Here is a 12,687-nt window from a genome sequence, read left to right on the forward strand (position 1 = left end):
ATTCTTGGCCCCGAGAATATTTAATTTATTGTATGCTAGGCAGGTTTCCTGACTTACTCCATCTTTGAACGGCCTTCCCGACATTCAGTTAACAGTGAGCAGTTAACAGTTAACAAAGAATTGATAACAGTTGACTGATGCATGGTAACTTTCAATCAGTGGTATTTGGTCTTGTTCAAAGACTTTTTTCAGAAACATTGTTAACTGATGACTGTTAACTGTTAACTGAATAGAGCTTACAGTAGCGGGCACTGTTCCGGACTTTAACCGGATTCCCTTTTATGTAAAAAGACGGATGTCTGTTTACATCACCTTAGCGGCGGCAAAGTTAATTTTTTTAAATATCAGAAAAAAGTATTTAAGGAAATAATTTGCAAGTATATTATTTTCTATACACCGATACGGGTTTCATATCCCATATTTTATACTTTTGCTGAAGAAAAAGAAGAATCATGGCATATACATCCCATTTCCTTATCTCGGCAATAGCGTCCGGTTCCGGTAAAACTACAGTTACTTTAGGTTTGTTGAGAGCACTCCGAAACAGAGGACTGAGTGTACAACCGTTTAAATGCGGACCGGACTATATAGACACGAAATATCATGTGTTGGCCGCAGGAAACGAATCGGTCAATCTCGACCTGTTCTTATCGTCAGAAAGCCATATGAAGTATTTGTATCGTAAATATTCATCGGGTAAAGATGTTTGCATTACCGAAGGTGTCATGGGACTATTCGACGGATACGACCGCATGAATGGGAGCAGTGCGCAAATAGCGGAGAAACTGGATATTCCTGTCATATTAGTCCTGAATGCGAAATCGATGGCTTATTCGGCGGCGGCGTTGCTTTATGGTTTCAAAAATTTCTCTGATAGGGTAAATATCGCAGGTGTCATTTTCAATTTTGTAGCTTCCGAAAGCCACTATAATTTCTTAAAAGATGCCTGTCACGATGTCGGACTTGAACCATTGGGCTATCTGCCCAAGAATATGGATATAGAAATTCCATCCCGCCATCTGGGTTTGAATATCGACGAACAGTACCGCTTCGATGATTTCGCGGACAAGGCTGCTAACCTGATAGAAAAGCATATAGACATAGATAAGCTCTTGTCCACCACTCGCAGAAATCAATCGGATATAGAGACTGCAAAAGAAGAGCACGTATCCTCACAGGGTTTAAGAATCAGTGTTGCGAAAGATGCGGCATTCAATTTCATGTACCATGAAAATATCGAATACCTGAAAAGGATAGGTATAGTGTCTTATTTCAGCCCGTTATCGGACAAGCAGCTACCTGAATCCGATTTTATTTACCTGCCCGGAGGATACCCCGAGTTATATCTTAGCGAATTAAGTAATAACCGGACAATGCTGGACAGCATTCACCATTATATTGAAACGGGAGGGAAAGTCCTCGCCGAATGTGGAGGCATGATGTACCTGTCTTCATCTATCTCCGATGAAAATGGTACTGAATACCCGATGGTAAACATTTTCGACCAAAAAGCCACAATGGAGAATATGAGGTTTAAACTGGGCTACAGGCAACTCGAGTATAATGGTATGTCACTCAAAGGACACGAATTCCACTATTCTTCCATAAAAAGTGAACTACAAAGCGTTGCGCAACAATACACAGCCAAAGGGCAAGCCATAGATACCAAACTATTACGTTATAAGAATGTCATTGCAGGCTATACACATCTGTACTGGGCAGATATGGACAATCTGATGGATCTATTTTAAGAGAAGAGACTCCTGTGCATCTATTTAGTTATTATATTTGTAGAAATATATAACAGATGGCTATCGATATCATTCTTACTATAATAGGAGCAATTCTCATTATCACGGGCATAGTGGGTTGTATCGCACCCGTACTACCGGGTATTCCTCTCAGCTATGCTGGTATCTTTCTTTTACATCTGACGTCGAAAGTTGAATTTTCCACTCAGTTCTTAATCATATGGGCCATTGTTGTCATCATTGTACAAATACTCGACTTCTATATCCCGGTATGGGGTACCCAAAAATTCGGCGGAGGGAAGAAGGGTATTTGGGGTAGCGCGGTAGGGATTATCTTCGGTCTGTTCTTTCTTCAACCCTTCGGTATCATCCTTTTCCCGTTTCTAGGAGCCTTTATTGGTGAACTGATAGACGGCAAAGAACCAAAGCCCGCTCTTAAGGCCGGGTTTGGAGCTTTTATCGGATTTATGGCCGGAACTGTAATGAAACTGGCTGTAGCTTTCATTCTTGCTTTTTACTTCTTCAAAGAGGTAATTGGTATCTTTTTCTGAAACTTTTATAGACGGCACTCTCTTTTTAACATTTACATCCACATATCACCCAAATGTTAATTAACAGATTTAAAATACAACTAAGCTAAACGATCCCTATATTTGTATATTATAGAGAACCCTTAATTAAAATTAAATCGTTATGCTAATGAAAAAACTAGTTCCTTTGTTTTCTCTGACAGCTATGGTACTGATAACGTCGTGCAACGGTCCGGAACCAACTGTAGAGAAGCCTTACAACCAAAGTATAAACATTACTCCTATCCCGCTCGAACTGATACAAAAGCAAGACACTTTCAAGCTTTCTAAGAGGATTGTTTTCGTCGCAGGCAATACAGATATAGAAAAGGTTGCTGCTTATTTTTCCGCAAAGATAAAGGCCTCAACCGGATATGACCTTAAAACAGTAAAAGACAAACCGGCTTCTGATTACATAAGCCTGAATATTGTACCCGACCTCACTCTCAATGATGAAGGATATACATTAGACATAACACATCAAGGTATAGATATACAGGCGAAAACGGCCCAAGGATTATTCTATGGCATGCAAACAGTTATGCAGTTACTGCCTGCCGAAATAGAAAGTCCTACCCTTATTAAAAATATAGCATGGAATATTCCGGCAGTAACAGTCAAAGATGAACCTCGTTTCAAATACCGTGGATTGCATCTCGATGTATGCCGCCATTTTGTTGATGTGGACTTTATCAAGAAGCAACTGGATGTATTAGCCATGTTCAAAATCAATAAGTTCCACTGGCATCTGACAGAAGATCAGGCCTGGCGCATCGAGATAAAGAAATACCCTAAACTGACAGAGATGGGTGCTGTACGCACCGAAGGTGAAGGAAACACCTACGGGCCGTTCTTCTATACACAGGAACAGGTGAAAGAAGTAGTAGCCTATGCCAAAGAACGATTCATAGAGGTGATACCCGAAATTGAACTTCCGGGCCATGCTGTGGCGGCACTGCATGCCTATCCGGAATTATCATGCACCGGAAAACCAATCGAAGTGCGCAATATCTGGGGCGTTGCAAACGACGTTTTCTGTGCGGGGAACGATTCAGTATTTCTGTTTCTTGAAGATGTGATCGCTGAAGTAGTCCCTCTGTTCGAGAGCGAATATTTTCACATAGGCGGGGACGAGTGTCCTAAACTACGTTGGGAGAAATGCCCGAAATGTCAGGCGCGTATCAAAGAACTGGGGCTGAAAGGCAATAAAGAGCACAGCGCAGAGGAGAAGCTCCAAAGTTACTTCGTTCAGCGGATAGAAAAAGTACTGCTGAAGCATAACAAGAAAATGATCGGCTGGGACGAAATACTCGAAGGTGGACTAGCGCCATCTGCAACCGTTATGAGTTGGCGGGGAGAAGAAGGCGGCATTGCCTCTGCAAATATGGGACATGATGTAATTATGACCCCGGGAGCATGGCTGTATGTGGACAAATACCAAGGAGATCCCAATCTCCAGACAGTAACCATAGGCGGATATTTGACATTAAGCAAAGTCTATAATTACGAACCTGTTCCCGGACTAATAGATGACGATAAGAAGCACCACATACTGGGAGCTCAGGCGAATATGTGGAATGAATATAATTATACAGGAGAAGAAATGGAGTATGATATATATCCACGCATAATAGCCTTATCTGAATTAACCTGGTCTGCAAAAGAAAACAAGAGTTATGAAGATTTCGAACGACGTATCGATAACCAACGTGTACGTCTCGATATGCACGGTATCAATTACTATATCCCTATGCCTGAAGACAAAGGCCCTCATATGATAAAATACTGGGGTGATTCTGTCAGCGCGCCATTCTCCTGTAATTTTGTAGTGTTTACAGATCAGGCAACACTTGATTTCAAAACAACCGAACCTGCCAGAATGGTTTATACAACGGATGGTAGTGAACCTACTCTGAAATCGGAGGTATTTACAAAACCATTGACATTTACAGAAAACACAACACTGAAAATACGCTCGGTACTGCTTTCTGATAAAATGAGTCCTGTACGCACAATTACAATAGAAAAACAAACATATGCGCCGGCTGTAGAAAAAGAAAAAAATGCTAAACCCGGACTAACAGCGGAGTATTACAAAGGTTATGTAAGAACAGTTGCCGAACTGAATGGTAAGAATCCAACTGAAACCGAACAGGTAGCAACACCTCAGGACACCAAATACAGAGTCAAAGACTATATGGAAGTATATGTCGACGATTTCTATTCTTATATTCTGACGGGATATATAAATATTCCTGAAGATGGAATATATTATTTCAATACGGATAGTGAATTATGGTTGGACGGCACATACTTAATCTCTAATGAAAAAGATAATAGCGGCACAGCCCGACGATTCTCCCGCAGCGACAAGTCCATCGCTCTGGCAAAAGGCCCTCATGCTATTAAAATAGTAAGGCTAGGTGCTATATTCGGAGGCTGGCCTACACAATGGGACCCGGTAATGCTATCGGTACGCAAAGCCGATCAAGCGGAGTTTACTCTTATGGATGCTTCTTATTTTAAATAAAAGCTTTTGGTTAGATTTTTGAAAGCCCTTGAAGAAATATTTCTTCAAGGGCTTTTCTTTTCTTTCAATATTAAAAGTAACCGGCTGAAAGACCGCTTAACCAATTCAATATCGGCCTTATCCCATTTTGTATTTTATCTGATCGAATAAGTAAGGAAATATCCTCTCATCTACACCATGGTTAATGAGAGTAACTCTATCTGCATCGAAAAGCATTTGAAATAATTCAAAATCATTGTCCTGATACAATGCTTGTTTATAATATTCGACAGCTTCCTTTTTGTTTCCCATACATAGCTCCACATGACCGGCATTCAGATAATCATGCACAGTTGGCTTACCCGTCAGTATCCGGCTGTAATATTTTTGAGCAAGATCGTATTTCTTTTGTAAGAAAGCGGTCCATGCAATCGGCCGCAGAGCCTTCGCCCCTTTGCTGTCGAGCAATTCTACTTTGAAATAAGTGTTCAATGCTTGTTCATAATCATTCAGTTCCAGATAGCAATGACCTATATTCAATTCTATATTTATATTATCAGGAGTCAGTTTGGCTGCTTTCTTATAATATTCCAAAGATAATTCAGGTTGTTTCTGCGAACGGTACAATTGTGCGATACGCTTAATTATCCACGAGTCGTTAGGCTTCAGTAAATCTGCTTGCAAATAGGCATTGAGAGCACCCTCCAGATCATTAATCATCTGCCTGCAATAACCAACCTTCTGCCATATATCGTCGCTTTGATCATCTATAGCTATAAGCCTGTTGAAGATATTCAGGGCTTCACCGAAATTATTTTTATCAAAACAATACAGTGCTATTTTCTTCATATCTTCTATGTTTGAGATAAGCGGAGCTATCGATTTCTTGTCATAGAAATTGAGGCTTAGCCTGAATATATCATAGAAACTGTTTCGGTAAGGATTCAGTTTGAAGAAGCGGTACAAATCCTGAATATACTGATTCGACACCACCTCTTCATCTATAGCCGGATTCATTTCTTTAGCCTCCTTTTGCAGCTGTTTAATCTCTTCCGATTCAGCGCCCATACGTCCGAGCATCATTTCGCGCTGGGTAGCGGGGATCTGCAAAAGACTCAGGCAGAATGAATATTTATCGGAGTTACACATATGTCCTGAATCTACAACTGCAGCCTGCAGCAAAGCACTCTTCTTCTCTTCGGGGAACAGAGTCGAAAATTCGGAATATGAAGGATCGAACGGTAAGAACCAGTTACCCATATCGGAGAAAAATGAAAAGTTCTTTAATCCGGAGAAAGTAGAATGGAATACATCCGCTCCTTCCATTTGCAAATTGGAATACTCCTGTAACTTCTTACCCAGGCCGGATTCTTCCAGTTCTTTTTGCCATTCAGGATTCTTCTCCGAAAAATCGGAATCACCACCCATTAGTTCATCCATATTGAGTTTTCTTCCTGCCAGATTATTGAACTTCATCATCTCGGGCAGTATCTCTTCCTTGATCTTTTTAGTTATCTGTTCCGTTTCGCGGGAACGAATAAGCTGTATGATAGTTCTTAATATAGCTTGGCGAAACTCCGGTTTTTCGGAAAGTGTATCCAGTTGATTTTGTAATTCAGGATATAATGCCCAACGGACGTCATACATTTGCATCACGACAACCAATCCCACAATTGCCCTAGCCCTCAGCTGTATATTATCTAAGGCTGATGCCTGCATCAACACCTGTATTTTTCGAAAATCGAAACGATGAAACAGGCTCAAAGTGATAGCTGACAAGAACAGGCTTTTTTCGCGAACAGGCAAACTAAAATTGGTAACAAACGAAATATAATCGTTAAAATCATTCTCATCGGCACGTGGTGAAACAAATACCATATTGAAGATATCGGAAGCTATACGCTCACGTTTTACTGCCAGTTCCCGCTTCTTATTTGTTTTTTCTTCGCCATCCTCGAGTAAATCGATCAGTGCAATAGAGTCTGCCACATCTTTTAGTTGCGAAGCATAGCCGGATATTGCCCCGTTTTTCAGTGAATTAATACGATACTTTTCATAAAAGACATTCGATGACTCTATTCTTAGCAACTCATCAGCCGAGTCATCTGCCAATTCATATAATGAACGTAATAGATTATTGTACACACTCTCCCGCTCCGGGTCTTCAACCCCTTCGAAGAGATAATGGAGCATGAATTTATAATTTGTTTCCAGTTCGCTGAGTGTTTCAGAAATTTTCCAGTCCTGTGTATTTATTGTCAGTTTCATTAATGACTCAAAGGCATCTTTCAACTGTCTTTTTGACAGGTTTTGAAGAATATCTTTCTTTAATGAAATTATGTCGCGGCTGTTCATACTTTAGTTACGAGTTATAAGTTACAAATTTACCAGAGTCCCGGCAATTAATTAGTAAGGACTAAAGTAGAGGGTGCATCTTTCATCAGTTTAGGATTTCTGCTATCCAGTTCCTTCCAGCTATTGAGGCTTATCATTATCAAATCCTGCTTTTTCAGAATATCACTATCGATAGGGATATTATTATTCCAAAGCTGGAACAGATAAGGGTTTATCGCCTTAATCGCGCGAACGGATTTTATGAAATCCATCGAGGTATCCATCAGTCCGATAGCATCCCAAAGGGTAATCCGCACATACGAATTTTCGGCCAGTCGTTCCATGAAATCTCCTACAAAGATGTCGTCCTCGTCCAGTATAGGAACAAAAATATTCCTCATACTTACCAGTCCTTTATCTATACCTCTATCAACAAATATGCCAACCGGCATATCGCTCTTGGAAACAATGGTACGTTGCCCTTCGTCGAGGGGGGCCAGCAGCATGCGGCTCCATTTTTTCTGATTTCCTAATTTTGTAAGTAAATAATTAGGTAAATGAAGTATCCTGTTAGAGAAGCCAAGGAAGCGTCCCAGAACATTATCTGATAAAACAGAGCCCTGATAGCCTATCAGCAGGAAGTCATAATCCCCTTTATTTGCTATCTTGGCAACACTATTATTGGTATCACCCACCACCTTGAATACCGGAATGAAACTTTGTTGCAGACTGTGCGCTTCCTCTTCTACCGGCTTGAACATCTCCTCTTCTTCTTCCTCTATACCGTATTGATACAGTAGGTTCCCTTCTGAAAGATGAAGCATTGTCAGTTCAGAACCCGCCTGTTTCTTCCTTATGAAACTATTAGCGACAAACATCAGTTTACGCCCCATTTCAGGGCTCTGAAACCAAACTAATATTTTGTATTTATCCTCCTGAACGAGATCGGTATCCGCTTGCTTTTTCTTGAATACTTTATCTATAATACTTAGTAAAGGAGATGTCATAAAAGTAGTGGTAAGTGCCATCACAACCATCATTGCAAAGACTTCGGGCGTAAGAATACCAAGGTCAAGCCCTATATTAAGCACAACCAATTCCATCAGTCCCCTTGTATTCATCAATGCGCCGATGGTAAGGCTGTCTTTCCAGTTATTCCCGACAAATCGTGCGGCAATTGCGCTTCCCATTGTCTTTCCAAAAATGGCAAGGAAAACAATCCCTCCGCAGATCATCCATAAGCCGGGTTCGTTGAGTAGTCCTATTTCAGTGCGTAAACCGGTAAAGACAAAGAATAAAGGCAGTAATAGTACCAGTGATACGTCTTCTATTTTTTCGGTAAACAGATTCCTGAAGTTAAGATTGGGAGGCATAATCACACCCGCCAAAAATGCCCCGAACAGCGCGTGTATTCCTATTACTTCGGTAGCGTAAGCCGAGAGAAACAATATCAAGAAAAACACTCCTATAACCGACTTGCTTATAGTTCTATTAGAAGATTGCAAATCAGCTATCCGTTTCAGAAAAGGACGCACAATCTTGAACATGGCTAGTACGTACAGTAGCGCCAAAAGGATGATAAATAATGAACTGGCAAATGAGCCTGCCTTAACAACGGCAATAACGGTAGCCAATAAGCACCAGGCAGTAATATCGTCTATTGCAGCACATGTAATTATGGTAGCACCCAAGGGAGTTTTATTAATCCCTCTTTCGTGTATAATACGTGCCATGACCGGAAATGCTGCAATGCTCATAGCAATTCCCATAAATAAAGCAAACGGCAGAAAAATTGTACTTTGATGTGTAAAATTTCCAAACAAATAATAGGCAACAAGAACACCTAATGTAAAGCAAACCGCAATACTGGTATGGCTGATAATAAGAGCATTATTGGCCCTATTTTTCAGGGTTTTCAAATTCAGTTCCATACCCACGATAAACATAAACAGGATAAGACCTATCTGACTGAGAAACCGTATATTTTCCAAGGAGGATACCGGAAAAAGGAATTCGGATACCTGAGGGAAATAATGTCCAAGTAGGGAGGGACCGAGTACTACTCCTGCAAAAATCTCGCCCACGACGGTAGGCTGTCCTATCTTTTGGCAAATCCACCCGAATATTCTTACAGCCAGCAAAATAACAACTATTTGTAATAATAATATAGCTACAGGCGCGCCGAAATCCTCGGTCAGATGATGTATAAAATCGTTCCATGCGGAGGTGGTTGATGCCAATCCGTATACATTTTGTTTAGCTTCGAGATTATGTCTTCCGACTCTGACGATAAAATATATCAGTGCCGAAAACAGGCCTATGATAGATGTGTAAAATACAAGGTTTCTATATTTTTTCATAAACTTAATATGCTGTTTATGAGCTTACTTTTTTCTTTCAGATGCAAAGGTACAATTTTTAAATGACAATCCGGTATTTCAATCCGGAACGAAAAATCGGCAAATATTGTTTCTGCACTATATTTATCTCTATATAAATAATTTGTGATCTGATAGCCTATTCATAATTCGTATGGTTATTTCGTTTCTATACTATAGAAGATGTGTGTATATGCTTAACAGTTAATAGAGAAGATTAACTGAGCAACCTGTAGAGGCTTAAACAAGTGATAATTAAGAAGTGATATAAGAGATACTTTACCTAGTATTTAAAACACTTGACAAAGTGTTAAATAGCTGCATATTTGTTAAAAAATAGCTTTAAAAGTATGTATTAATCCAAAATTTAAACCCGAAGTTATCAGATATTTATTATATATAATTATCTTTGCAGCGTTTTTCTATAACTATAAATATTACAAAACTTTACGATTTCGATTTTTCGAGCCAAAAATAAACTTTATGGAGAAAAAAACTTACAAACTATTATCCGGGTTATCGTTTACTAGTATGTTGTCCATCCCTATTGTAACACTGACTTTGATGTTGTCGTGTTCCACATCCAATTCAGTACGTGAGATACGGGCTTCCCGCGACCCATACGCAAATTACGTACCGCCTATAAAAGTCAAAGTCCCTGTTACAAAGGATGATGCTTTGACAAAAGATTTATTTATGCAATCCCAATCTAAACGACCTAATATAGAGTTACCCTATATAGAAGGACAGGATAAAGGACAGGTTGTAGTTGCCGAGCAGGTCACATATACCAATGCAGAGGCAATAAACGAACCTAAGCCTGATGCAAATAAAGTACTCGATCTTAGCCAAGTACAGCATCTGAGCGAGGTGGTAGTTACAGCTAAATCCCGTTTTACACCGGAGCAAAACGGACGGGTAAACGTGGACTTTGTAGTAAGAGTGCCTAAAGAACTACTTTCTACTAACTTCCGGGTAACAATGTCACCTAAGTTATTGCATAATGACTCTGTGGTACCTCTTAAAACAATTGTGCTAAAAGGACAGGAGTTTTCAAACAAACAGAAACAATCCTATAAAGATTATGAGGATTATGTAAATTCCATAGTAGATGAGTCGCAATACGACAGCGTGTTTGTGGACTATAAAGGAGTAGAGGAAGATATCGCTTTCCAGCAAAACTTCTATTACAACCAGTACCATAAAGAATGGAGCAGGCAGGCTGATTTCGAAGAATGGAAAACCAGCAAGGAAGATGCTGAAGCGTTAATGGCCGCTAAACAGACCGGCTTCGACAAAAAGCTCTATTATGAGAATGTGCGTAAAGCAAGAGAGAAAGCAATGAAAGAGGTAGCAAAAGGTAAAGATACCACAGGCTTTTTCGCAAAATATATGAAAAATGTTCCTAAGCCGGATGATCTGAAAAAGGGCAGAACCGTTGTGGAGCAGAAAAATGATTATCGTCTCGATTTTTATAAAGAATATTCGAATCGTGCCAAAGAACAGGTTTTGCGCGATTGGGCAACAGGTAAGGATACAATCGGAGCTTACGCCCGTTATATGAAAAACTTCGACAAGAACCTGAAAACTTTAATGCTGGAAGGAGAAGATCTTACCCGTATTCCTGAGAGGTTCCGTGATATATACAGGGAGGGCCGGGCAATGAATCAGATCAAGAACCAATATCTGACCAACCAGGACTCTATAGAAATCGCTCAAAGCCGCTATAAGTTTGAAGATATAGCGCTTAACGAGATGAAGAAAGAACGACGAGAAGAAAAGAGACGCGAACTAATCATTTTTCCTTATGAAGAAAATACCCGCCTAGATACAGTAATACAGACCGACCGTGATTTCTTTTTTGTATACAAACAGGATTATCCGGTAACTCCGGGGATGAGAAGGCTTCGCTTGGCGATGAATACTAAAATAGATGCGATAGACCGCAGTAGCTTTGTTACCCCTCTGTCCGACACTTTGTCTTATTTTATTTCATCCTTGTCTCAGCTGGTAGATTCTACACTCATATCCAAGACTACTACAATTCACAGGGATGTATATAATACAATGGTTATTTATCCCAAATTTGCAACAGGTAAATCCACCTTCAATATAAATTACAGGGATAACAAAGAACAGGCTGATAAAGTATTAAACACTTACCGCACATTTAGCGGAGAAGGCAAATTATTGATGGACAGTGTGATCATACGGGTATCCACAGCCCTGGATGGTTCGTATGATGATAATATCGAATTGTCAATGAAGCGTGCAAATGCACTGAAGGATTACTTTATCAAGTCGTTAGGAGGTAATAAAGCCGATATGGCAATGATATTCAAAACACGTTATAGTGGAGAAGACTGGAATACAATGGCCCGTTTGATTGTCAAGAGAACCGACATGCCTAACAAGTCTGAAATATTGGATATGTTGACACAAGCGGTAAATCCTGATCAATGTGAGCAGGAAATAAAGAAAAACTATCCGGCTGATTTCAAAATTATTCAGGATTCAATATATCCATTGTTAAACAAAGCTGACATTATCTTCAATATGACTCGTCCGGGTATGGCAGAAGAAATTTCAGTGAATACCGAAGTACGCCTGGATTATGCACAGGCACTCCGTTTCTTACAAGACAGGGAATACTGGAAGGCATTGGATATATTACAGGCTTATCCGGATTATAATACAGCACTATGCCTCGTATGCATGGGCTACAATGCGAAGGCTTTAGATTTATTAAATGATTTGAAGCAGACAGGAAATACGGAATACCTGAGAGCAATACTCTCTATCCGTGCCGGTAATGATAATGAAGCTATCGAACATTTAATAAAGGCCTGCGAATTAGATCCTACAAAAGCATATCGTGCACCACTCGATCCGGAAATTGCAGGATTGGTACGCAAATATAATCTGCAAGACCGCTTGAACAGCAGTGCCAATACTCCTGTAAGTTTACCCGATCAGGAATAACGTAATCGAGATAAAGAAAATTGAAAAAGCCTCAGCTAAATAGATAGCTGAGGCTTTTTTGTGCTGAATATTGAAATACGCTTTAATATGCAAGTATATACCTCCCCAAATAGCCATACCAATCTACCCCTCCCCCAACCTACCGGAATATATCTATAACTACT

General features: G+C 40.0%; 6 protein-coding genes and 1 riboswitch. Of the genes, 4 read left to right on the forward strand and 2 right to left on the reverse strand.

The features are described 5' to 3' along the window. Positions 1 to 21: 21 nt before the first annotated feature. Positions 22 to 331: riboswitch (cobalamin riboswitch) on the reverse strand. 121 nt (positions 332 to 452) lie between these two features. The 3 genes from HMPREF9455_RS09355 (at position 453) to HMPREF9455_RS09365 (ending at position 4,850) form a co-directional block, all read left to right on the forward strand. After that, positions 453 to 1,751 carry a cobyrinic acid a,c-diamide synthase CobB gene (locus tag HMPREF9455_RS09355; RefSeq protein WP_006799431.1) on the forward strand — a complete coding sequence of 433 codons (1,299 nt, stop codon included), beginning with the start codon at positions 453 to 455 and terminating at the stop codon, positions 1,749 to 1,751. 56 nt (positions 1,752 to 1,807) lie between these two features. Then, positions 1,808 to 2,302, forward strand: coding sequence for a DUF456 domain-containing protein (locus tag HMPREF9455_RS09360; RefSeq protein ID WP_006799432.1), 495 nt, complete (start codon positions 1,808 to 1,810; stop codon positions 2,300 to 2,302). Between the two features lie 148 nt (positions 2,303 to 2,450). Next, the gene (locus HMPREF9455_RS09365) at positions 2,451 to 4,850 is read left to right on the forward strand and encodes a family 20 glycosylhydrolase (RefSeq protein WP_006799433.1); all 2,400 of its coding nucleotides are present in this window, start codon (positions 2,451 to 2,453) and stop codon (positions 4,848 to 4,850) included. A 117-nt stretch (positions 4,851 to 4,967) separates the two neighbouring features. On the opposite strand, the gene HMPREF9455_RS09370 is transcribed toward HMPREF9455_RS09365, so the two are convergent. Beyond that, positions 4,968 to 7,184 carry a tetratricopeptide repeat protein gene (locus HMPREF9455_RS09370; RefSeq protein WP_006799434.1) on the reverse strand — a complete coding sequence of 739 codons (2,217 nt, stop codon included), beginning with the start codon at positions 7,182 to 7,184 and terminating at the stop codon, positions 4,968 to 4,970. Between the two features lie 47 nt (positions 7,185 to 7,231). Beyond that, positions 7,232 to 9,523 (reverse strand): cation:proton antiporter, encoded by a 2,292-nt coding sequence (locus tag HMPREF9455_RS09375; RefSeq protein ID WP_006799435.1) that lies wholly within the window; start codon positions 9,521 to 9,523, stop codon positions 7,232 to 7,234. A 501-nt stretch (positions 9,524 to 10,024) separates the two neighbouring features. On the opposite strand from HMPREF9455_RS09375, the gene HMPREF9455_RS09380 reads away from it, so the two are divergent. Continuing rightward, the gene (locus HMPREF9455_RS09380) at positions 10,025 to 12,523 is read left to right on the forward strand and encodes an OmpA family protein (protein WP_006799436.1); all 2,499 of its coding nucleotides are present in this window, start codon (positions 10,025 to 10,027) and stop codon (positions 12,521 to 12,523) included. Positions 12,524 to 12,687: the final 164 nt, after the last annotated feature.

The organism is Dysgonomonas gadei ATCC BAA-286, from assembly GCF_000213555.1.
Lineage (GTDB): Bacteria > Bacteroidota > Bacteroidia > Bacteroidales > Dysgonomonadaceae > Dysgonomonas > Dysgonomonas gadei.

What these genes read in the sequence shown, in the direction of transcription:
- HMPREF9455_RS09365 (WP_006799433.1), top strand. Translation starts at nt 2,451, where the DNA reads ATGAAAAAACTAGTTCCTTTGTTTTCTCTGACAGCTATGGTACTGATA.
- HMPREF9455_RS09355 (WP_006799431.1), top strand. Translation starts at nt 453, where the DNA reads ATGGCATATACATCCCATTTCCTTATCTCGGCAATAGCGTCCGGTTCC.
- HMPREF9455_RS09380 (WP_006799436.1), top strand. Translation starts at nt 10,025, where the DNA reads ATGGAGAAAAAAACTTACAAACTATTATCCGGGTTATCGTTTACTAGT.
- HMPREF9455_RS09360 (WP_006799432.1), top strand. Translation starts at nt 1,808, where the DNA reads ATGGCTATCGATATCATTCTTACTATAATAGGAGCAATTCTCATTATC.
- HMPREF9455_RS09375 (WP_006799435.1), bottom strand. Translation starts at nt 9,523, where the DNA reads ATGAAAAAATATAGAAACCTTGTATTTTACACATCTATCATAGGCCTG.
- HMPREF9455_RS09370 (WP_006799434.1), bottom strand. Translation starts at nt 7,184, where the DNA reads ATGAACAGCCGCGACATAATTTCATTAAAGAAAGATATTCTTCAAAAC.